Genomic DNA, 21,673 nt, shown 5'->3' on the forward strand with positions numbered 1-21,673 from the left:
AGCAAAATCCACGCACAACAACAGCAAGAGGAAATGGCAATGCAACGCAAGACTTTCATTGGCACCGTGGCGCCGACGCTGCTACTGACACTGATGCTGGGCAACAGCGCCCAGGCCGAGAACGACACTCTCAGGATCGGGGTCGACGTGCCCTACATGCCGTTCCAGTTCAAGCAGCCCGATGGCACCATTGCCGGCTTCGAGGTGGACCTGGTCAATGCGGCCTGCGAACGCATGCAGCGGCAATGCGAGTGGGTCGAACAGCCCTGGAACGGCATCATCCCGGCCCTGCAGGCGCGCAAGTTCGACCTCATCGCCTCGTCGATGAACATTACCGAAGATCGCGCCAAGACGGTGTTGTTTTCCGATCCCTACTTCCAGGTGCCGTCGGCTTGGGTAGCCCGGACCGGCAGCGACTGGCAGCCCGATGACGGCGACCTCGCGGGAGCGATGATCGGTGTCCAACAGGGCACGATCCAGGATGAATACGTGACTCAGTATTACCCCAATGCCGAGATAAATCGGTATAGCGATTCTGCCGCCATGGTCAATGACATGCTGGCCCAGCGCCTGGATCTCGCCTTCACCGCGTTTCCGCTCGCTCAGGAAACTCTGCTCGGCGACTCGCATTTCGAACGCATCGGCGAATTGGTCACTGGCCCGGAATCGATCTATGGCCCGGGTATCGGCGCGGCTTTCCGCAAGCGAGATCGCGAACTCGTCGAGGAGTTCAACCAAGCGATGCACGAGGTCAAGCAGGACGGCACCTACGATCATCTGCATCAACAGTACTTCGGCGACTGAGTTCGATTCGCTTGAACGGCGGACGGCGCCGCTCTGGCGCCGTCTTCGATCTCTCATCCGGTTTCGTCACGAGATATCGTCGATGACGTGGCCCTATATAGCCTCGTCATAGCTTCGCCGCGCCATCATTCACCTTGCGGATAATCGGTCGCTTCGCCTACCGCGCGCCACTCGCGAATTTCCGCCAGTGTCTCCTCGAGGTTTTCGATCACCTTGTCGACGCCCCAGGCGCCCAGCACCAGGTGGCGTGGCGGCTGGGGATGCGCCACCAGATCGATCATCGCCTGGGCGGCGCGCACCGGATCACCCGGCTGCTTGCCGCTATTGCCGCTGGTACCTTCCATACGCGCCTTGACCGTATCGGCGTAGTCGTCGATCCGGCTCGGCGTCTGCTGCAGGGAGCGGCCGGCCCAGTCGGTGCGAAACGGCCCCGGCTCGACACAGGTGACACGAATACCCAGCGGCTCGACCTCTGTCTTGAGCGAGTCGGACCATCCTTCCACCGCATGTTTGCTGGCGGCGTAATAGCCCGAACCCGGAAAGCCGATGAAGCCCGCCACCGAACTGATGTTGATGACGTGACCAGCGCGGCGTTCGCGCATGCCGGGCAATACCGCTCGCGTCATCGCGAACAGGCCAAAGACGTTGGCCTCGAACTGATCGCGAATGGCCGAATCCTCGCCCTCCTCGCAGGAAGCCTGATAACCGTAGCCGGCATTGTTGACCAGTACATCAATCCGCCCGAACTTGGCCTCGGCGGCATCGACGGCCTTGCGAATCTGCGCGTCGTCGGTGACATCCAATGCCTGCGCAAGTGCGCGATCTTCGACGCCTTCGACCAGATCGGCCACGCGCTCCCGGGAACGCGCCGTCACGATGACTTTTCCGCCCTGTTCGATAATCAGTTTCGCCAATTCGCGGCCGAAGCCGGTGGAACACCCGGTGATAAGCCACACGGGAGAATTGGGCATGGACATGAAACACCTCCTTTAGACACGACGCCGAAGAATGAAAACGCCACTGACAGAACGGCGTCGTCGATGAACGTGAATTCCCAGCGTAGACGATACCGCAGCGATTGGCGCCTGCGCGCTGCCATCCGCGCCGATGTCGAAGCATCAGCACGTTCCGCGACCTTAGTCGCAAGTACCTTGAAAGTCAGACAACTGAATCGGGATAATCGCTTAGCGAGCAAAAAATAGACGCGTTATCGATTCGCCTGCTTTCTTAGACGCCGGACTCCACGCCCTGTCAGGGGCTTCCGGCTCGATTTTCCTGCCCAGGTTGGATGTTCACTGCCTCGTCTACCCGCGTGGCCTTGGACGGTATCGCGTCAACGAAACGAACAAGGACAACCATTGCCTTTCACCCGCCGGACGGCCTCCACCATCGATAGCCGGGATGACGACGCATGACGCAGGTCGAGCAGTTCTTCGAGCGCTACGGCCCGCGCTACAAGCTCTGGGTCACGCTCACCGTCATGCTGGGCCTGGTAGCTCTGGGCATGTCGATCACCATCGTCAACGTGGCCATCCCTTACATCAAGGGGGCGTTCGGCATGAGCGACTCCCAGGTCCAGTGGCTTTCCACCGGATTTCTGGCGTCGACGACCGTATCGCTGCTGGTGGCGCCATGGCTGGTTGCCGCCGTCGGCCAACGAGCGACTTTCATCGGGTTGCTGCTGGCCTTCATCGCCGCCTCGATCCTGGGGGGATTGGGTCAGGGCATGGCCGCGCTGGTCGCCGCCAGGATCGTTCAAGGCGGCATGACCGGGCTGATCCGGCCGGTGGCGATGCAGGCACTGTTCGCGGCCTATCCGCCCGGAGGTCGCGGCATGGCGACCGCCATGTACGGCATGTGTCTGGGTTTGCCATTGACGCTGGCCACCGTGATCGGCGGCTGGCTGGTGGAGCATTTCACTTGGCGCTACGTCTTCTTCGTGACCCTGCCGATCTGCGCGGCGGCCATCGTGATGGGCTTCTTCTTCCTGCCATCGCGGGAACACAAAGGACCGCGCCCACCGTTCGACTGGGCCGGCGTGGTGCTGCTGTTCGTCGCCGTCTTCTCGCTGCTGGCGGCACTCTCCAACGGTCAACGCTGGGGCTGGTACGACCCGCGCGTGTCGGAACTGGTTCTGCTGGCCACGCTCTGCGGCGCCGGCTTCGTCGCCTGGCAGAAACGGATCTCTCATCCGCTTCTGGATCTCGAGATCTTCGGCCACCGCACCTTCGTCGTCGGCACGCTGGCGATGGGCCTGTTCGGCGGCACCTTCTACGGCATCATGTACCTGCTGCCCCAGTTCGTGCAGGCGGTGCTGCACTACAGTCCGATTACCGCAGGCAAGATATTCCTGCCCTCGACGCTGGTTCTCGCCGTGCTAGTGCCCCTGGTCGGCTGGTTGAGCGACCGTTATCCACCGCACTGGATCACCCTGCCGGGGCTGGCCTGCGCGCTGCTCTCGGTGTGGTTGATGGCGCAGATGGACTGGAACACCTCGTTTTTCTATCTCGCCATGGCCATGGCCGTGCTATCGGTCGGCATGGCCGCGTTCCCGCCGCCGACGTTGTCCAACGCCATCGCGGGCTTGCCCGGCCATCTCACCGGCCATGGCTCGGGTGCGATCAACTTCGCTCTGCAACTGGGCGGCGCTCTGGGCACGGCAGGCCTGGTCATTCTTCTGGATCGACAGACCGCCTTTCACGGCCAATACCTGAACGCCGGCGTCAATGCCGACAACGCCATCGCTCGGCAGCAGTTGGGCCAGTTATCCGAACTGGTCGGCCGCCTGGGAGTACCCGATACCCAGCAGCAGGCGATGGCCGGTTATCTGATGGGTCGCATCGAGTCGATCTGGGCCTCGATCCTCGCCTATCAGGATGGCTTCTGGATTCTGATCGGTAGCCTGTTTCTCGTCGTCGTGCCCTCGCTGTTGCTCAGCCGTTGGCGGGGCCTGCCTCGCACCTGATTCCGTTCACTCGATCATCGAAGGACCCGTTTGCGCCATGACCGCTGACTCAGCTCGACCCGCCAAGCGCCGCCTGCCACGCAGCGGCAAACTGTTGATACTCGCCATCGTCGTGGTGCTGTGTCTGATCTGGATCGGCCTGGCCATCGCCCATCGCCTGTCGCACGTCAGCGCCCAGGATGCGCGCGTGATGGCCGATCAGGTGACCGTCAGCAGCCGGTTGGGCGGCTGGGTAACGACGTTCGAGTTGACCGAGGGCGATACGCTGCATCGCGGTGATGCCGTGGCGACCCTCTACGACAAGCCGGATCAGCGCAAGCTCGAGGCGTTGACGGCCAACGTGGCCACGCAACAGGCGCGGCTGGATTACGAGAAAGCGCGGCTGTCGATGGCCGAGAAGCAGCTCAAAGGTGGCATGAACCTGACGCACCGCCAGCTCGAGGCCAGCAAGGCCGCCGAGAAGGCCTCTCAAGCACGGCTGACCCAGGCCGAGCGGGACTTCCGGCGTTCCGATACGCTGTATAAGAAGCACTCCGTTTCCGAACAGCGCCGTGATCAGGACTACTACGCTTACCAGGCAGCGCTCGCCGAACATGCCCAGGCCCAGCAGGAGGTTCAGGTCAGCCAGGCACTAGCCGACAATGCTCAGGTCGGCTTCATCAATGGCTCGCAGATGCCGCTGCCCAATCCGGACGTACTGCGCCAGCAGGTGCAGATTGCCCGCCAGGAGCTGGCCGAAGCCGAGGCGAAACTGGAGCAGGAGCAGCTTCGCATCGCCGATCTGCAGATCGACAGCCCGATCGACGGCGTGATCAACAAGACGCTGATCGATCAGGGCGAGTACGTCAGTGCCGGCCAGCCGATCCTGATGATGCACGACCCCTCGAAGCTGTGGGTGGAGGCCAACATCAAGGAAACCGACATCGGCGCGCTACGCGTCGGCCAGCCCGTCGCTATCACCGTCGACGCCTTTCCCGATCAGACCTTCACCGGTCATGTCGCCGTCATCGGTCGTGCCGCCACCAGCCAGTTCGCGCTGTTACCGGACCCCAACCCCTCAGGCAACTTCACCAAGATCACCCAGCGAATTCCCGTGCGCATCCGTTTCGACGATGGCCCCATCGATCTCATTGGCCCCGGCATGATGGTCGAGGTAGACATCGATATCAGCGGTGACGGCGAATCCCGGCCGACTTCTCGACCCGATACCGCTTCGGCGAGCTGATCACGTCGAGACGTTGGGTTGGCCCCGCAGCGCCCGACAGTGGCGCTGCGCCGATTCCTCGATGACATGCTTGGCATCGATCAGAATTTCGCGACCCCAGAAAGCGGAGTAAGCGCTGTCGAACGCTAGCGGCCTGAGGCGCTGTGCAATGCTCTCGACCGTTCCCGCGTCCAGCGGAATGTTGTTGGGATAGGACCACATGAACGATGCCATGCGGTCCGGCGTGATCAGTAGCGTATCGCCGGTCAGTAGTATTTCGTGCTCGGGCCAGTGCAGCACGCTGGCACCGGGGAAATGACCGCCCAGTCGATATACGTCGATACCGGGCAATATCTCGCGTGACTCCCCTTCCCAGAACTCGATGCGCGCATCCGGCACGGTGACCCAGTCTCGATCCGCCGCGTGAACGTAAACCGGGCAGTCGAACGCCTGCCCCCACTCTGCCATGGTGCTGAAATAGTGCGGGTGCGACAGCACGATGGCATCCAGCCCGCCGAGCCCTTCGATGATTTCGATGGTGGCCTCGTCGAGCAGCGTCAGGCAGTCCCACAGCACATTGCCGGCCGGTGTGCGCAACAAAAAGGCGCGCTGGCCGATGGCGAAATGGGGAACCGTGCCGATGGCGGTCAAGCCCGGCGCCATATGACGGAACAGGTTGCTGTGACCGGCCGCCAGCTCGCTCGGCGTCGTCCACTGCTGCCCCTCGATAGGCACGTACTGGCGTTCGTCCTCGCAGATCGCGCAGTGCTCCGGCGGTGACTCGCTAGAAGGATATTGCACACCGCAGGTGGCGCAGATAAAACCGTGATTACGCATTTCGACCTCCTTGATGAAAGACGCTCCCTCGTCCCTGTACAACGTGGCTGGAAGTGAACGGCACCCGCCGCTCGCCTCCGCGAATCAGATTCGGATGTCCGAAGGTCCGCGGATCTCGGCTTCGATACGCGTGCCGGTCTCTCGCTCTTCGTTGGAAAAGCCGTCGAAATTCGCCAGCTCGCCGAAATCGAGCTGCGTCAGCGTCTCGATACGTGCCACGCTGCGCTGGTAGGTCTTGTACTGCCCGAACATGAAGCCTAGCTGGTCCAGGTCATCGGCCTGTTCGATCATGTAGGCCGTGGCCGAGGGCCGCTCGTCCTCACCCATGAACGCCACCACTTTCCAGTAGGCTTCGGGGATCTGGACGCCGCGATATCGGCGGTCGCCTTCTCTAAACACCGGCCCGGTGAAGACGCTGATGCGCTGACGGTCCGCTCTGGCGTGCTCGAGCAGATAATCCTCCAGTCCCAGCCAGGTCTGCTGATTGAAGCCGGCCATCTGCGGCGTGCAGTTGGTGAAGTGGAAGGTATCGGCATTGGCCTGCTCGGCGTCGCTGCCCCAGTTGGCCGAGGTCCGGCGCACCAGATGCCCGCGATCCAGTGGATTGCGGGCATAAAGCGATTCGCCAACTTGCCGATCTTCCGCCAGCCGCGGATCGAACCGCCAGTCGTCATTCTCTCGCGGCACGTCGACCAGCTCACGTCCGTCGAGATTGAGCGCAGTGAAAATCGCCAGCCTTCGCGAGCGAGACATCACGATGGAGAAGTGGGTGTAATCGAGGCTGCCTTCCTCGCTACCGGCCACTGGCGTTACATCCTCGAAGAGATCGCCCAGGGGCGCTGGCAGAGGAACGACGATCTTGCTCAGAAAGTTTTTGTCGTAGCCCTGACGATTAGCCAATTCCTCAAGGGATGCCGCCTGCGCTCGCGGGTGGTCAAATGCCGCCGTCGGCGTGAAAGGTCGCTTATCGACCAGCCGACGCATGTCGCGCAACCGGGGACGATCATTGACTTGGCTCATTCGGGTTCTCCTGGCCAACCACAATTCATCGGGCATTGCCGTCAGCCTGTCAGCGGATCGTTACCACACGCTGACAGGCCCAGGGAACATGATCTACTTCCAGAAATTGCTCTTCATCAGATCGACCACATCGCTCATGCGACCGTTGAGCACCGCCTTGCCCGAGTAGAGCGCGGTGGAGGTCACCTGCCCCGGCTCGACCTTGGGCGGCATCACCAGCTCCATGCGATTGACCTTGACATCGAGAATGGCCGGCCCCGGATGGGCCAGCCATTCGGCAATGGCGTGCTTGAGTTCGTGCTCCTGCTCGACCCGCCGACCCCACAGACCGATGGACTGAGCCAGCAGCCCGAAGTCCGGATTCTCCAGATCGGTGTAGCTGTCGAGCAGGCCGTCGACCTTCTGCTCCAGCTCGACGAAGCCCAGCGAGCTGTTATTGAAGACGACGATCTTGAGCGGAATCTTCTCCTGCTTCAGGGTCAAAAGGTCGCCCATCAGCATGGTCATGCCGCCATCGCCGCACATGGCGATGATCTGGCGGCCGGGGAACGCTTTCTGAATGCCGATCCCCTGCGGGTAGGCATTGGCCATGGTGCCGTGGACGAGGCTCGACAGCGTGCGGCGCTTCCCGTTGGTACGAATGTGCCGAAGCATCCAAACCATCGGGCTGCCGGCATCGGCGGTGAAGATGGCATCGTCGTGGGCGGCTTCGTCGAGCGCCAGCGTCAGTTCCTGCGGATGGATCAGCCCGTCGTCGCTGGACTCGTGCGCATCGCGCTCCAGTGCCTTGTGATAGGTCTTGCGGCACCGCTCCAGCCATTTCGTGTCGCTATGCTCGTCGACGATCTGGGCGAGCGCAGCACAGGTATCGCGCACGCTGCCGAGCAGGCCGACGTCGACGGGATGTCGCTTGCCGATCTGCTGCGGATCGATATCGACCTGAATGATCGTCGCTTTCTCCGGGTAGAACTGGGTCCAGGCGAAGCTGCAGCCCAGCAGCAGCAAGGTGTCGCACTCGGCAACGGCGTGGTAACCGCCGGCCAGCCCGAAGACGCCGGTCATGCCGACCTCGAACGGGTTGTCTGGCTCGATGAAATCCTTGGCCCTCGAGGTCCACGCCACCGGCGCCTTCAGCTTGGCCGCCAGCGCCATCACCTCATTGCGCGCGTGCTGACAGCCGGAGCCCGCGAAAATGGATATCTTGCCGCCGGCGTTGAGCGCCTTGATGGCCGGCACCAGTTCCTCGGCGCTCGGACGAGCGATCGGATCGAAACGATGCACCCGATAGGGCAGATCCTGGCTCGGTTTCTGCGTGAACAGGTCCCCATGCACGATCAGCACCGCCACGCCGTTCTTCGACAACGCCGCCTGTGCTGCCAACGCTGTCATCCTACGCGCCTGGTCGGGGTTGATGATCGTCTCGCAGAAGACGCTGTACTGCTCGTAGATCGGCTTGGGGTCGACATCTTGCGGGAAGCCGATGCCGGTATCGGCGGTGCCGACCTGAGAAGCGATCAACACTACCGGCGAACCGCTGCGATGGGCTTCGAACAGCCCGTTGACGAAGTGCAGCGTGCCCGGACCGCAGGTGCCGGCGCACAGCGCCAGCTCCCGGGTCATGTAGGCTTCGCCACCGGCGGCGAAACCGCCGACCTCCTCGTGGCGGACATGCACCCATTCGAGATCGCTGCGCCGGATCGCGTCGGTAAAATGATTGATGGTGTCGCCAACCACGCCATAGCAGCGCTTGGCGCCGGCTTCGGCCAGGGTTTCGACGATGATCTCGGCAACATTCTGATGGCTCATGATGCGACTCCTTTCGCGGCAACGAAAGCCAGCAGCGCCATACTCACGGTTCGGTGCATGGTCTCCGGCAGTCGATGCCATAGCGGCCCGATGAACTGGGGATGAAAGACAACTGAACGGCGACTCACTCTCGCGGCGCTCTCCTCAAGCGTAGCTGGCCGCTCGGATTTTACCGTCCGATCGAATTGACAGGCGGATCGAGTTTGCCAATCGAGTGCGTCCGTCGCTCAAAGAGCCATCGAAGGCCTCCAGCGGTTTCTCGTCACCAGAGTCGTAGCGGACCCAGCGTCGTAGCGGACCCAGAGTCGTAGCGGACCCAGAGTCGTAGCGGACCCAGAGTCGTAGCGGACATTGCCACGCGCCTGGTCTGATCACGCACTACGTACAGAGCTCCATCGTTCCCGCGCTTGAAGGCAGGCACGATGCCTATCGAGCCATGAGGGAACAGGCGACGGCGACCTTGCGACATCCTCGCATGGCCGGACGGGGCACAGGGCTCAATGAATACAGAGCGAAGAGCGCGTCGATATGCAGATCGACACGACACAGACCGCCATGACCTTCGATGGCAAACGCAGGATATGCCCGGATTCATCCCGCTTCGAGATATTCGTCAGTGACGGAGCGCCTTTTGCCCTGTGCTATCAGTGGCACCTGACGACCAGGGCAACAAACGCAAAATCCCCGATCGAATCATTCGACCGGGGATTCCTTGGCACGAACTCTCTACTCGAGGTGGCGATGCCTGTTCGGGTCAGTAGTGTGACTTCGCCACGGGATGGCGCGGCTTCACGGAATACCGGCGTTTACGCCACAGCCTGTGCTCAGTCAAAGGTGACGATCTCGACCCAGTTGGCGTTTTTGCCGGTTGGCGCTTCGTCGACCCGGGTCAGCTCTCCTGTCTGCGGTGCAATTCGGTAGAGGCCCACCTCATCGTCGAGCTGTCCCGAGACGACCATGAAGCGTCCGCTCGGGTCGATGTTGAAACCGCGCGGCTGTTTCTCTACCTCGGTGGTGCGCAGGAACGTCAATTTGCCGCTATCCGGATCAGCCTCGAAGGCACTGATGCGGCTGCGCGTACGCTCGCTGATATAGACGAAGCGGCCGTCCGGCGTCGTGTGGATGTCCGCCGCCCAGATACGTGGCGTGTCGTCACCGGCGGGAATGTCCTCGCGGGCCATGCCGCGAATCAGCTTCGAGGACGCTGGAACGCCCGTTGCCGTGCCCAGTGCGGTGAGCTGACCGCTCTGCTCGTCGTAGGCGTAAGTCGTGACTGCACCGGAAAATTCCCCCAATACATAGACGAAGCGTCCATCGGGCGAGAACACGAAGTGACGCGGCCCGGTCTGAGACGGGGTCGACACCGCGGCCGGCGACAACGGGGACAGCTTTCCGCTTGCGCCATCGAAGCGGTACTGCACGAGCTGGTCCTCGCCCAGGTTGGTGGCGTAGGCGAAACGACCGTCAGGCGAGGCGTGCATGGCGTGCGCGCGCTGGCCCGTCGGCAGCGTCGCCTGAGCATCACCGACCACGCCTCGTGCATCGACAGGACTGACGCTGAGCAGATCATCGCTATAGGAGGCGGCAAACAGGTAGCGACCACTGGGGTCGACGTCCACGTTCGCCATGCTGGCCGGCAGAGAACCCGCGCCCTGACGGCTCAACTCGCCGTTGGTGGGGTCGAGACGAAAGCTCACTACCTGGGGAGGTTCATTGCGCAGCGTCGCATAGAGATGAAGATGATCGGGACTCAACGCCAACGGCATGACCTCGCCACCTGTCGGTGTCTTCGCCAGCGGCTCCAGCGCTCCCCGGTCGCGATCCAGGGAGTAGCTGGAGATGACGCCATCGCCCGCGTTCGAGACATAGACGTAAGTCGCCGCCTGAGCGGCAACCCCATGCAGCGTCAAACAAAATCCGGCAGTTAGTGCAGCGAGCGTCGTCCGAGTCATTGGGTTTCATCCGTTCGGGTTGAATGTTTCGTCTATTCATTCAAGCTCAATTGTCATACAAACCCTATGCACCTTTGGTCGAGACAAGCGAGTCGAGCCAACTTGCAATCGTGTCGCTACAACTTCTGCGCGGGATCGGGCACGCGCGGAAACCGCGGCGGATGGGCTTTCATGTAGGCGTGACAGGCTCGCAGGACGCGGACATCATCGTGCTTGCCACCGGCGAGCTGGAACCCCACCGGCAGGCCGGATTCGGTGAAACCGCAGGGAACGGACGCCGCCGGCTGCTGGCTCAGGTTGAACGGATAGGAGAATGGCGCCCACTCTTCCCAGTCGCGCATGCCGCTGCCGGGCGGGACTTCGTGACCCGCCTCGAACGGCTCGATCGGTACGGTCGGCGTCATCAACAGATGATAATCCTGATTGAAGCGCTCCAGGCCCTCGGTGAAATTGGCTCGGCGACCCAGCGCCTGGAACAGGTCGAGCGCGCTCCACTGCTGCGCGGTACGCGCATTGGCAACGAGGCCCGGATCGAGCTGTTCGCGCTGCCGGTCGCTGCATTTCGACCAGAAATCCAGCGACGCGGTAAACCAGAGCTTCTGGAAGATATCGATCGGCGACTCGAACCCCGGGTGAATCTCCTCGACCTCGGCGCCAAGCTGCTCGAGATTGCGAGCCGCTTCGCGCACGCGAGCGGCGACTTGGTCATCGACCTCGGCATAGCCCAAGGTCGGCGAGTAGGCGATGCGCAGCCCGCGCAGATCCTTGCCGAGATCGGCCCCCCAATCCTCCGGCTGGCCCCGCGTGGCGTAAGGGTCACGATAGTCGTAGCGCCCGATCACGTTGAGCATGCGCACCGCGTCGTCGACGCTGCGGGTCAACGGGCCGATATGAGAGAGCGAAGGTTCTGTCGCCGGCGGCCATTGTGGTGTCCAGCCGTAGGTGGGCTTGAAGCCGAAGACGCCGGTGAACGCGGCGGGAATGCGGATCGAGCCGCCGGAGTCGCCCCCCTGATGCAGCACGCCCATGTTGAGCGCGGCAGCGGCAGCGGCCCCGCCGGAAGACCCGCCCGGCGTCAGGCGCGTGTCCCATGGGTTGTAGCTCGCGCCAAATACCCGGTTGTCGGTCACCGCTTTCCAGCCGAATTCCGGCGTGTTGGTCTTGCCGAGAATCACCGCCCCGGCTTCGCGGAGCATGCGGGCCGGTGGGCAATCTTCCTTGCACGGCGCTTCCGATGTGGTCAGCGAGCCGCCGCGCGCCGGCATGCCGGCCACCTCGGCCAGATCCTTCATCGATACGGGAATGCCATCAATGGCGCTCAGGGGCTTGCCCTGCCCCCAGCGCCTGGCGGATGCCTTGGCGGCCTTTTCGGCCCCCTCGCGGTCGACATGAACGTAGGCGTTCACGGCGTCGTTGAAGCGGTCGATGCGATCGAGCGCCGCCCGAGTCGCCTCCAGCGGCGAGGCCTCGCCGGATCGATAGAGTTGCTCGAGCTTTCCCGCGTCCAGATTGCCAAGGTCAGTGTCGCTCACGATTCCTCCACGTCCTGTGGTACGAGTTTCATGCCACCAAGGTTAGTCTGCGTCCTGAAAAGCGCGCAACGTCGCTACCGGAAGGATGTAGTGACTTTCAGCACGTCAGAAATCATGCTCGGCCTCGGACGGAGAGGGCGATGCGGCGTTCATGCGCTGCAGGTGCAGGCGCCGAAGCAGGCGAATGACCGGACGAATCAACATCTCGATACTGCCGATCACGAACAGCCAGGTACCGGCATACGTCAGGGAGTCGTAGAAGAAGAAAATGCTGCCGATCACGAACCAGATACCGATCAGAATATCGTTGACGATGCTCACGACTTCATAGCGCTGGCGAATGACCAGCTCATCCCGGCCGAAGTGAAGAGTCAGTGGTTCATTGGCGCTGTTTGAATGGGCGTCACGCTGTCGTGTCCTCTCGTTCATGTCACTTTCGCTCCCTTCGAGATTGATCACGACATTCTGGTTCAGCCCACCGTGCTCCGCAAAGGCAGCGCCCGGCTCGAAGCGGATTCACTGGCTCCCGTGCGGATTGTCTTCCATGATGAAGTCGAACGAGACGACCTGCTCCGGCAACCGACATGAAGAGGTGAAAGTCCGTGTCCCATTCGATGCAAGCGCAGTACGAGCAGACGCCAGCGGCCGACAACACCACGATGTTCGTCTTCGGTGCCGGCGGCGATCTGGTGAAACGGCTGCTGATTCCTTCGCTCTACAATCTGGACCGGGATCAGCTGATCGATCCCGACATGCGGATCGTCGGCGTCGATCTCGCCGAGCATGACGACGCGGGATTTCGCGCCCATCTCAAGCAGTTCATTGCCGACAAGGCCGCCGATCACCACTCGGAAGGCCGCGGCAGCGCACTGGACGAATCGCGCTGGAGCGAATTCGAGCAGCGGCTCCATTATCTGCAGGGCGACTTCACCGACGAGGCGATTTACCGCCAGATCGAGGACGCGATTGCGTCATCCGACAGCGGCAATGCGATCTTCTATTGCGCGACCGCGTCCCGCTTCTTTGGCGAGATCGCCAGGCAACTGGGCCAGGCCGGATTACTGACGGAGCAAGGCGGAAACTACCGCCGGGTCATCGTCGAAAAGCCGTTCGGCCACGATCTCGAATCGGCCCAGGCATTGAATGCCGAGCTGCTCGACGTGATGCGGGAAGACCAGATCTACCGGATCGATCATTTTCTCGGCAAGGAGACGGTTCAGAACATCCTCGTCGCCCGCTTCGCCAACGTGCTGTTCGAACCATTCTGGAACAATCACTACATCGACCATATCCAGATCACCGCCGCGGAAACGGTCGGCGTCGAAGAGCGGGCCGCTTTCTACGACAAGGCCGGGGCCATGCGCGACATGGTGCCCAATCACCTGTTCCAGTTGCTTGCCATGGTCGCCATCGAACCCCCGGCCGCGTTCGGCGCCGATGCCCTGCGCAGCGAGAAGTCGAAGGTGCTGGGCGCCATTCGCCCCTGGACGATGGAAGAGGCCGCTCACAACTCGGCGCGCGGACGCTACGAGGCCGGCAAGCTGGGCGATCGTGAGGTGCCCGGCTACCTCGAGGAGCCAGGCGTCGACGCCGACAGCCGGACCGAAACCTTCGTCGCCATGAAAGTGATGGTCGACAACTGGCGCTGGATCGGCGTGCCGTTCTATCTGCGGACCGGCAAGCGCATGAGCGCGCGGGATACCGAGATCGCGATCTGCTTCAAGCCGGCGCCCTACGCGCAGTTTCGCAATACCGACGTGGAGCGGATGGCCTCCAACTGGCTGATCATCCAGATCCAGCCCAACGAAGGCATGTGGTTCGACTTCCAGGCCAAAAGACCGGGGCCGGAACTCGCCATGGATACGGTCAAGATGGGCTTCGCCTACAAGGATTTCTTCGACCTGCCGGCGGTCACCGGCTACGAGACCTTGATCTACGACTGCCTGACCGGCGATCAGATGCTGTTCCAGCGCGCCGACACCATCGAGAACGGCTGGCGCGCCGTGCAGCCGTTTCTGGAGGCCTGGTCCCGTGAGCCCGGGATCGAAGGCTACCCCGCCGGCACCGACGGTCCCAGCGGTGCCCACGAACTGATCCAGCGCGACGGCCGCCTATGGCACAAGGTCGGCGAACCCACCGGTCCCGGCGTGGCGCCAGTGCCGAAGCGTAGCGAAAAGCCGGCGTCATGAACTGCGGCGCTCGGCGAAGCCGCCGAGCGCTTCACACGCCTTTCGAACGTCTCAGGACACCAGCCGTCCCAGCGCAAACCCGGCGATGGCGGTGTCCTGCACGCCGGTACCGGTGAGATCGCAGACGGTAATCTGCGAGTCCGTCGTGCGCAGGCTCTTGCCGGACGCGATCACCTTGCCCAGCTCGTTGACAGTGAACGGCGGCTGGTGGCCGGCGTAGGCCTTGAGCTCACCGTTGCTCTCGCTCTGGGTGCGGGTATCGGCGACGAAATGATCGGCCCGCTCCAGCACCGAACTATCGAGTTCGCGCTTCTCCGGGCTATCGGAGCCCATGGCGGTGACATGGACGCCCGCGCGCAGATGCTCGCCGCTCAACAGCGGCTCCCGCGACGGCGTGGTAGTGACGACGATGTCCGCTTCGCGGCAGGCGTCGGCGATATCGGTATGCACCGCCACGGTCAGCCCGTACGTTTGCTGCATCCGCGCCGCGTAGGCTTCGGTCTTCTTCACGTCCCGCGCCCAGACATCCAGCGTGTCGATGTCTCGTACCAGCTTGAGCGCGGCGACCTGCAGTTCCGCCTGCAACCCGGCCCCCAGCACGGTGACGCGCTTGCTGTCGGCGCGGGAAAGATGCTTCGCGGCGATGGCCCCGGCCAGCGCGGTGCGAATATCGGTGAGATAGCCTTCGTCGAACAGCACCGCCTCGACCAGCCCGGTCTTCGCCGAGAACACAATCATCAGGCCGTTGAGGCTCGGCAGCCCCAGTTTCGGATTGTCGAAGAAGCCCGGGCTGACCTTGATCGCGAAGCGCGAGTTGCCCTTGATATGTGCAGTCTTGACGTCGACCTCGCCGTTGGCCTCCTCGATTGCCATCGACAGAATTGGCGGCTGGACGACATTGCCCTCGCCCAGCGCGCGAAAGCCGGCTTCGACGGCTTCAAGAGCGGCATGATCGAGCGTGACGACGTTCTGAATCTGTTCGCGGTTGTAGAGTTCCATCGCAGTGGCTCCTGATTCCATTCGTTCGAATTCGTTTGTTGTCCGGACCTTCAGCGTTCCGGATAGTCGATCAGTGTCCTCGCCCGCATCAACGTCTCGGCATCCACACCATTGCCCGAGACGATTAGCGCCACCTTTTCGCCACGGATATCGATGGTGTGCTCTTCGATGGCGGCGAGCCCGACCACCGCAGCGCCTTCGACCAGCATCTTCTCCTGCTCGAAGAAATGAAGCATGGCGCGGGCAATGGCCGCTTCCGAGACCTGGTGGTGATCGTCCATCACCTCGCGGACCAGCTCGAAGGTGCAGCGGTTGTCGAGACCGATCCCGCCGCCCAGCGAATCCGCCAGCGATGCCTCCTCCTCGACCTCGACGGGCTTGCCGGCGGCCAGGCTCTCGATCATCGCCGCGCCCACGAGCATGCTCACGCCGGTGACTCGTACCTTCGGATTGATGCCCTTCACCGCGCGACCGATGCCGCCCAGCAGGCCGCCGCCAGAGAGCCCGATCAGCACCCGGTCCAATTCGGGAAGATCTTCCATCAGTTCGAGGCCGATGGTGCCCTGGCCGGCCGCGATCAACGGATCGTCGAAGGGCTCGATCAGCGCCATGCCCTCCTCGCTCACCAGCCGTCGTGCCTCGACGAAAGCATCGTCCTGGGAACGGCCGATCACGCGGGCTTCGGCGCCCAGCGCCTCGATGGCGGCCACCTTGTTGGCCGGCACCAGTTCGGAGACGCAGATGATCGCGCGGGCACCGAGACGCTTCGCGGCCCACGCCACCGCGCGACCGTGATTGCCGGTGGAGGCCGTGGTCACGCCGCGCTCGAGCTGCGCGGGCGACAGCGACGCGATCTTGTTGAGCGCGCCCCTGAGCTTGAACGCCCCGCTCGGCTGCAGCGTCTCGAGTTTCAGATAGACTTCGGCATCGAATCTCGCCGACAGGCTCTGGGAGAGAATCAGCGGCGTGCGCATTGCCTGGCCGGCGATACGGCTTCGGGCCAGGTAGATGTCATGAAGCGTGACGGGGTCGGACATCGTTGGGGAATCCCGGTTGGTAAGACAAGTGCGGCAGAGTGGATCTCTCCACCCTGCCGCAGGCTTGTCGTGTCATCAAGATGATATGGCTATGGCAAGACGATGTGGCTATGGCAAGACGATGTGGCGATGGCTTCGACTTAGCCCTTGAGATCACCGCTACGCGTCAGCTCGTCGGTCACCTTGTCGATGGCACGCTTGGCGCGGGCGATCACTTCGTCAACCTGGCCGCGGTCGATCACCAGCGGCGGCGCGAAGCCGAGGATGTCGCCGTTGGGCATGGCGCGAGCGATCAGGTTCTCTTCCAGCGCTGCGGCGGCAACGCGCGCGCCGACCTTGAGCGACGGCTCGAACGGCGTGTATTCGCCCTTGGTGGGCGCGAATTCCAGCGCGGCCATCAGCCCTTCGCCGCGGACATCACCGACCAGCGGATGCTCGCCGAAGGTCTTCTTGAGCTGGGCGTTGAAGTAGGCGCCGGTTTCGGTGGCGTTGCCCACCAGGTTCTCGCGTTCGATGATGTCCAGGTTGGCCATCGCGGCGGCGGCGCCCAGCGGGTGGCCGGAGTAGGTCCAGCCGTGGCCGATCGGGCCATATTCGCCGGTGCCGTCTTCCAGCACTTTCCATACCCGTTCGCCGACGATCACGCCGGAAAGCGGCTGGTAGGCGCTGGTCAGCCCCTTGGCGATGGTCACCAGATCCGGCTGGATGCCGTAGTGCTGGAAGCCGAATTCGCTGCCCAGACGGCCGAAGCCACTGACCACTTCATCGCAGATCAGCAGGATGTCGTGGCGCTTGAGCACGGCCTGAATCTCGTCCCAGTAGCCTTCCGGCGGCGGAATGATGCCACCGGTTCCCAGCACCGGCTCGCCGATGAAGGCGCCGATGGTGTCCGGCCCTTCGCGCTGGATCATCGCTTCGAGCTGCTGGGCGCAGTAGGCGGAGAATTCGCGCTCGCTCATGTCGCCGCGCTCGCGCCGATAGTAATAAGGCGCCTTGGTATGCAGCACGCCGTCGATCGGCAGATCGAAATGCTGGTGGAACGCCGGCAGGCCGGTGAGCGAACCGGCAGCGATGCTGGAGCCGTGATAGCCACGCTGGCGCGCGATGATCTTTTTCTTCTTCGGCTGGCCGATGACGTTGTGGTAGTAGCGAACCAGCTTGATCTGGGTCTCGTTGGCGTCGCTGCCGGAGAGGCCGTAGTAGACCTTGTTCAAGCCGTTGCCGGCGAGCTTGGCGATTCGCTCTGAGAGCGCGATCAGCGGCTCGTTGGAGTGGCCGACATAGGTGTGGTAGTACGCCAGTTCCTTGGCCTGGGCGTAGATCGCCTCGGCGATCTCGGTGCGCCCGTAGCCGATGTTGACGCAATAGAGCCCGGCGAAGGCATCGATCATCTCGCGGCCATCGCGATCGACGATGGAGATTCCCTTGCCACCGGTGATGACGCGCCCCGGCGCATCGCCCTGAGCGTAATCGCGCAGATGGGTGGACGCATGGAAAACGTGGCGGCGATCGTTGTCGATCAGGGTACAAGTATCGGTCATACGATTTCCTTACCGAAAAAGGGATGCTGCCGTGCTCGCACTATCGAGCGTTGTCGGGAACGGCAACAATCCGGGCGGGCGCAGCGATCGGAGCGATCCTTGTGTCATACCCGCGTCTAACACTTTATTTCGAAGCTAGTTGATTGCACGTTGGCTGAGGAGACGAGCGAGCTAGCCTCTGACCAGGAGCGACCACCGGAGCCAGCGCAGTTGGCTTTAGCCAATGAGCATGGCGAGGGTGGTCGCGACACCGTCAGAGCGACGCGCAGCCGTCTCCCCTAGGAAGAGCTGGCCGACGGCATATTACCCAGACAGTAGTACTTCGTGTCGAGATACTCGTCGAGCCCCGCCGCACCGCCCTCACGGCCGAGGCCGGACTGCTTGACGCCGCCGAACGGGATTGGCGCGCCGGTCATCTTGACGCTGTTGACGCTGACCATGCCGTACTCGAGTCCGCGCATCAGCTTCCAGATCCGGCGCACGTCGTGGGTATAGACATAGGCGGCCAGCCCGTACTCGGTATCGTTGGCGAGCCGGAGGACCTCGTCGTCATCGTCGAACGCACAGACGCCTGCGACCGGCGAGAAGGTCTCCTCGCGGAACACGCGCATCTCCGGCGTGATGTCGGCCAGCAGCGTCGGCATGAAGAAGTTCTCGCCGGGCGCCTGGCCCTCTCCGCCCAGTTGGCGCGCCCCTTTGCTGATACCGTCCTCGACGATACCCTTGGCCATGTCCACCGCCCGCTTGTGAATCAGCGGCCCGATGTCGTTCTCCTCGAGGCCGTTGCCGACCTTCAGCGCCTGCATGTGCGCCACGAAGCGATCGACGAAGGCGTCGTAGATCTTGCGGTGAACGAAGATGCGGTTGGCGGCGAGGCAGTCCTGGCCGGCGGTCTGGAACTTGGCGGCGACCGCTTCCTTCGCCGCGGCTTCCGGGTCCATGTCGTCGCAGACGATGAACGGCGCATTGCCGCCCAGCTCCAGCGACATGCGCTTGACGCTGGACGAGCTCTGGCGCATCAGCAACTTGCCAACGCGGGTCGAGCCGGTGAACGAGATGTTGCGGATGCGATTGTCGTTGCACAGCACTTCGGACACGGTCGCCGGATCGCCGGTGACGACGTTGAACACGCCCGCCGGAATCCCGGCCCGTTCGGCCAGCTCCGCCAGTGCCAGCGCGGAGTATGGCGTCTCGTTGGCCGGCTTGACGATGACCGGGCAGCCCGCCGCCAGCGCGGCACCGGCCTTGCGGGTGATCATCGCCAGCGGGAAGTTCCACGGCGTGAACATCGCGGAGACCCCGACGGGTTCCTTGATCGTGCCCAGCGCCGCGTTGGGAATATGGCTGGGAATGGTCACGCCGTAGGCGCGCTTGGCCTCCTCGGCGAACCACTGAATGAAGCTGGCGCCGTAATCCACTTCACCGCGGGCATCGGCGAGCGGCTTGCCCTGTTCGCGGGTCATCAGCAGCGCCAGGTCCTCCTTGTGTTCGTGCAGCAGGCGATACCAGGCGTTGAGCTTCTCGGCCCGCTCGTGGACGTTGATCGCCCGCCATTCGGCGAAGGCGTTCTCGGCCGCCGTCACCGTGTCGGTGATCTGTGCCGCTTCGAGCAGGGCGCAATGGCCCAGGGTTTCTCCGGTGGCGGGATCGACGACCGCTTCCTCGCGGCCCTCGCTACCGTGGGTCCATTTGCCATCGACGTAGGCATACTGGCGGAAAAGCCGGGGATCGTTGAGTTTCATATCGCCTCCTGCTGGCTCTGGACAAAAAAGGCTATCGGCGGTGGGGCAGAACAAGTGGCCTATCCTGCGAGTACGATCATGGTATCGATTCGGCGACGCGGAATTTTTTTGTCTCGACCGATCAGCGGCACGCTTTCTTTCGAAAGCCCGGCCAGGAGTTGCGGTTTTTTTGGCGGGATATAGGGCAAGAACCAATGAGCCCGGCCAAGGCCGGGCTCATTGTCATCCGATTTCAGATAAGCGATTCATTCGATCCGGATAATGCCGGCGGCCCTTCGCGCTTGACCGTCTTGGTGACGATATAGGTGAAGTAGCGCTCGATACCCAGATCGGAGACGAGCCAGGCATCGATCAGGCGCTGATAGGCGTCGATGCTATCGGCGGCGATCTTGACCAGGTAGTCGACGCCGCCACCCACCGCGACGCACTCGGCCACGGCGTCGGTCTCCGCCACCATGCGCTCGAAGCGGGCGAAGCTCTCGGCGTTATGCTGCTTGAGCTCGATCTGCACCCACACCGGCGTACGCTTGACGATGGCGTCGGGATTGATACGAGCGCTGTAGCCCTCGATGATCCCGGCTTTCTCCAGCCGCTTGACCCGCTCCCAGCACGGGCTGACGGAGAGGCTGATCGCCTCCGCCAGCCGCGACTTGGTGATGCGGCCGTCGCGACTGAGGATCTCGAGGATTTTGAAATCGTAGCGATCAAGCTTCATACCAGACACCATCCAAACTGATTACGCTCGGCCATACATCGTTGAGCGCTGTTTCAAAATGCTCATTTACCCCTCGTAAACTCCGCTCTTTCAACAGCGCTCGCCTCGTCTGACCGTCGCTCATTGGCGTTTGGTCTGGGTCTGGTTTTGAGCACGTTCCAGTGATTCGACCACTTCCGCCACCACGGCGATGGTATCGCCCATCCCGACCTTGGCCGGGAATCGCCGGGCGATGAGAATGCCGTCGCGCTGGGCGCGGTATTCGACCGGCGCGGCGCCGGTGCGCGTCATGTCATAGACCCGGGCGATCACTTCGCCCTTCTCGACACGATCGCCCAGCGACAGCGTCAATTCCAGCAGGCCGGAGTGCTCGCTCTGGACGTAACAGCTGGCGTCCGGCATATCGACGTAGATCATCGGCTCCGTCGGCTTCTCGATCTCGCCGGCGATCAAACCGTAATGAGTCAAAAAGTTGCGCACCCCGCGCTCGGTCACGGCCAGGCTTTCCGGCGTCGAGGTGCCGCCACCGCCCAGCTCGGTGGTGACGAAGGTCTTGCCCTGGGACTCCACCGCGGTGTCATAGAGTTTGGTGGCGTCGAGTTCGAACATCATCATCGCGTAGGGCGCGCCGAAGGCGACCGCGCCGGCCAGGCTCGCGTTCTCCTGGGTGAGATCGTCGAGCCGGTGCGCGGCGGCGAACGGCACGATATCCAGCGTGCGGCCGCCGGAGTGCAGATCCAGCGCCACGTCGCACATCGGCACCAGCACCCGGTTGAAATAGTCGGCGATCTGCGAGGTGACGCCGCCGTTGGGATCGCCGGGGAAGCTGCGATTGAGGTTGCCGCCATCCAGCGGCGAGGTCCGCTTGCCCGCCTCCGCCGCCGGCGTGTTCATCATCGGCACGATGATCACGCGACCGCGCACGTCCTTCGCCTCCAGCGTGCTGGCGAGTTTGAGCAGCGAGGTGATGCCCTCGTACTCGTCGCCGTGGTTGCCGCCGGTCAGCAGCGCCGTCGGGCCTTCGCCGTTGGCGACTACGGTGATCGGGATCATTACCGCGCCCCAGGCCGACTCGTCGACCGAGATCGGCAGCTTGAGAAAACCGTGCTGAACGCCCTGGGCATCGAAGTCGACGGTGGCGCTGATCGGGCTGGGACGCAAGGTTGCGGACATGCGAAATCTCCTCAATGAAGCGGATGACGCGCCCTGGCGGATCGCTGCAGGCGCGTCATTGAAAGGTAGCAAAATAGCCGGGCGGGCCGGATTCGTGGCGGGCTCCAGACCCGCTGTTTGGCCTTGTTCCACGATCGACTTTCACGAACGCCCGGCA

General features: G+C 62.9%; 17 protein-coding genes. 4 read left to right on the forward strand and 13 right to left on the reverse strand.

Annotated elements, in window-relative coordinates:
- Window positions 1-39: 39 nt before the first annotated feature.
- Window positions 40-804, forward strand: a complete 765-nt coding sequence (locus tag DOM32_RS00980; RefSeq protein ID WP_208625271.1) for a transporter substrate-binding domain-containing protein — start codon at window positions 40-42, stop codon at window positions 802-804.
- Window positions 805-929: 125 nt separating this feature from the next.
- Here DOM32_RS00980 and DOM32_RS00985 read toward each other — a convergent pair whose 3' ends face one another.
- On the reverse strand, window positions 930-1,781 hold the full coding sequence (locus DOM32_RS00985; RefSeq protein WP_208625272.1) for an oxidoreductase: 852 nt from the start codon (window positions 1,779-1,781) through the stop codon (window positions 930-932).
- A 434-nt stretch (window positions 1,782-2,215) separates the two neighbouring features.
- Here DOM32_RS00985 and DOM32_RS00990 point away from each other — a divergent pair, with 434 nt between their 5' ends.
- Window positions 2,216-3,769 carry a DHA2 family efflux MFS transporter permease subunit gene (locus DOM32_RS00990; RefSeq protein ID WP_110630386.1) on the forward strand — a complete coding sequence of 518 codons (1,554 nt, stop codon included), beginning with the start codon at window positions 2,216-2,218 and terminating at the stop codon, window positions 3,767-3,769.
- Window positions 3,770-3,806: 37 nt separating this feature from the next.
- Entirely contained in the window at window positions 3,807-4,994 is a 1,188-nt protein-coding gene (locus tag DOM32_RS00995; RefSeq protein WP_110630388.1) for an HlyD family secretion protein, read from the forward strand.
- Here the strand turns inward: DOM32_RS00995 and DOM32_RS01000 are convergent, their stop codons facing one another.
- The 6 genes from DOM32_RS01000 to DOM32_RS01025 all read right to left on the reverse strand — a co-directional run bounded on the left by DOM32_RS01000 (window position 4,995) and on the right by DOM32_RS01025 (window position 12,549).
- Window positions 4,995-5,810 carry an MBL fold metallo-hydrolase gene (locus DOM32_RS01000; protein ID WP_110630390.1) on the reverse strand — a complete coding sequence of 272 codons (816 nt, stop codon included), beginning with the start codon at window positions 5,808-5,810 and terminating at the stop codon, window positions 4,995-4,997.
- A gap of 84 nt (window positions 5,811-5,894) precedes the next feature.
- Window positions 5,895-6,830, reverse strand: coding sequence for a DNA/RNA non-specific endonuclease (locus DOM32_RS01005; protein ID WP_208625273.1), 936 nt, complete (start codon window positions 6,828-6,830; stop codon window positions 5,895-5,897).
- 93 nt (window positions 6,831-6,923) lie between these two features.
- On the reverse strand, window positions 6,924-8,636 hold the full coding sequence (locus DOM32_RS01010) for a thiamine pyrophosphate-dependent enzyme (RefSeq protein ID WP_110630395.1): 1,713 nt from the start codon (window positions 8,634-8,636) through the stop codon (window positions 6,924-6,926).
- 824 nt (window positions 8,637-9,460) lie between these two features.
- Window positions 9,461-10,588 carry a lactonase family protein gene (locus DOM32_RS01015; RefSeq protein ID WP_110630397.1) on the reverse strand — a complete coding sequence of 376 codons (1,128 nt, stop codon included), beginning with the start codon at window positions 10,586-10,588 and terminating at the stop codon, window positions 9,461-9,463.
- A gap of 116 nt (window positions 10,589-10,704) precedes the next feature.
- Complete coding sequence (locus DOM32_RS01020; RefSeq protein ID WP_110630399.1) at window positions 10,705-12,120, reverse strand: amidase; 1,416 nt, start codon at window positions 12,118-12,120, stop codon at window positions 10,705-10,707.
- Between the two features lie 105 nt (window positions 12,121-12,225).
- A complete protein-coding gene (locus DOM32_RS01025) occupies window positions 12,226-12,549 on the reverse strand; it encodes a YrhK family protein (protein ID WP_110630401.1) in 324 nt (107 codons plus the stop codon).
- Window positions 12,550-12,722: 173 nt separating this feature from the next.
- On the opposite strand from DOM32_RS01025, the gene zwf reads away from it, so the two are divergent.
- Window positions 12,723-14,309: a glucose-6-phosphate dehydrogenase gene (gene zwf / locus DOM32_RS01030; protein WP_208625274.1), complete on the forward strand. Its 1,587-nt coding sequence runs from the start codon at window positions 12,723-12,725 to the stop codon at window positions 14,307-14,309.
- 51 nt (window positions 14,310-14,360) lie between these two features.
- Here zwf and DOM32_RS01035 read toward each other — a convergent pair whose 3' ends face one another.
- From DOM32_RS01035 to doeB, 6 genes are all read right to left on the reverse strand, one after another.
- Window positions 14,361-15,308, reverse strand: a complete 948-nt coding sequence (locus DOM32_RS01035; protein ID WP_110630405.1) for a cyclodeaminase — start codon at window positions 15,306-15,308, stop codon at window positions 14,361-14,363.
- A 50-nt stretch (window positions 15,309-15,358) separates the two neighbouring features.
- Window positions 15,359-16,345, reverse strand: a complete 987-nt coding sequence (gene eutB, locus DOM32_RS01040) for a hydroxyectoine utilization dehydratase EutB (protein ID WP_110630407.1) — start codon at window positions 16,343-16,345, stop codon at window positions 15,359-15,361.
- Window positions 16,346-16,485: 140 nt separating this feature from the next.
- Window positions 16,486-17,886 (reverse strand): aminotransferase, encoded by a 1,401-nt coding sequence (locus DOM32_RS01045; RefSeq protein ID WP_110630409.1) that lies wholly within the window; start codon window positions 17,884-17,886, stop codon window positions 16,486-16,488.
- 278 nt (window positions 17,887-18,164) lie between these two features.
- Window positions 18,165-19,628, reverse strand: coding sequence for an NAD-dependent succinate-semialdehyde dehydrogenase (locus DOM32_RS01050; RefSeq protein WP_110630411.1), 1,464 nt, complete (start codon window positions 19,626-19,628; stop codon window positions 18,165-18,167).
- A 232-nt stretch (window positions 19,629-19,860) separates the two neighbouring features.
- Complete coding sequence (locus DOM32_RS01055; protein WP_110630413.1) at window positions 19,861-20,343, reverse strand: Lrp/AsnC family transcriptional regulator; 483 nt, start codon at window positions 20,341-20,343, stop codon at window positions 19,861-19,863.
- Window positions 20,344-20,463: 120 nt separating this feature from the next.
- Complete coding sequence (doeB, locus tag DOM32_RS01060) at window positions 20,464-21,516, reverse strand: N(2)-acetyl-L-2,4-diaminobutanoate deacetylase DoeB (RefSeq protein WP_110630415.1); 1,053 nt, start codon at window positions 21,514-21,516, stop codon at window positions 20,464-20,466.
- Window positions 21,517-21,673: the final 157 nt, after the last annotated feature.

The organism is Salinicola salarius (assembly GCF_003206135.1).
Lineage (GTDB): Bacteria > Pseudomonadota > Gammaproteobacteria > Pseudomonadales > Halomonadaceae > Salinicola > Salinicola salarius.

Excerpts from the sequence above, each read along its gene's own strand:
- DOM32_RS00980 (WP_208625271.1), top strand. The coding sequence starts at position 40 with ATGCAACGCAAGACTTTCATTGGCACCGTGGCGCCGACGCTGCTACTG.
- DOM32_RS00985 (WP_208625272.1), bottom strand. The coding sequence starts at position 1,781 with ATGTCCATGCCCAATTCTCCCGTGTGGCTTATCACCGGGTGTTCCACC.
- DOM32_RS00990 (WP_110630386.1), top strand. The coding sequence starts at position 2,216 with ATGACGCAGGTCGAGCAGTTCTTCGAGCGCTACGGCCCGCGCTACAAG.
- DOM32_RS00995 (WP_110630388.1), top strand. The coding sequence starts at position 3,807 with ATGACCGCTGACTCAGCTCGACCCGCCAAGCGCCGCCTGCCACGCAGC.
- DOM32_RS01000 (WP_110630390.1), bottom strand. The coding sequence starts at position 5,810 with ATGCGTAATCACGGTTTTATCTGCGCCACCTGCGGTGTGCAATATCCT.
- DOM32_RS01005 (WP_208625273.1), bottom strand. The coding sequence starts at position 6,830 with ATGAGCCAAGTCAATGATCGTCCCCGGTTGCGCGACATGCGTCGGCTG.
- DOM32_RS01010 (WP_110630395.1), bottom strand. The coding sequence starts at position 8,636 with ATGAGCCATCAGAATGTTGCCGAGATCATCGTCGAAACCCTGGCCGAA.
- DOM32_RS01015 (WP_110630397.1), bottom strand. The coding sequence starts at position 10,588 with ATGACTCGGACGACGCTCGCTGCACTAACTGCCGGATTTTGTTTGACG.
- DOM32_RS01025 (WP_110630401.1), bottom strand. The coding sequence starts at position 12,549 with ATGAACGAGAGGACACGACAGCGTGACGCCCATTCAAACAGCGCCAAT.
- DOM32_RS01035 (WP_110630405.1), bottom strand. The coding sequence starts at position 15,308 with ATGGAACTCTACAACCGCGAACAGATTCAGAACGTCGTCACGCTCGAT.
- eutB (WP_110630407.1), bottom strand. The coding sequence starts at position 16,345 with ATGTCCGACCCCGTCACGCTTCATGACATCTACCTGGCCCGAAGCCGT.
- DOM32_RS01045 (WP_110630409.1), bottom strand. The coding sequence starts at position 17,886 with ATGACCGATACTTGTACCCTGATCGACAACGATCGCCGCCACGTTTTC.
- DOM32_RS01050 (WP_110630411.1), bottom strand. The coding sequence starts at position 19,628 with ATGAAACTCAACGATCCCCGGCTTTTCCGCCAGTATGCCTACGTCGAT.
- DOM32_RS01055 (WP_110630413.1), bottom strand. The coding sequence starts at position 20,343 with ATGAAGCTTGATCGCTACGATTTCAAAATCCTCGAGATCCTCAGTCGC.
- doeB (WP_110630415.1), bottom strand. The coding sequence starts at position 21,516 with ATGTCCGCAACCTTGCGTCCCAGCCCGATCAGCGCCACCGTCGACTTC.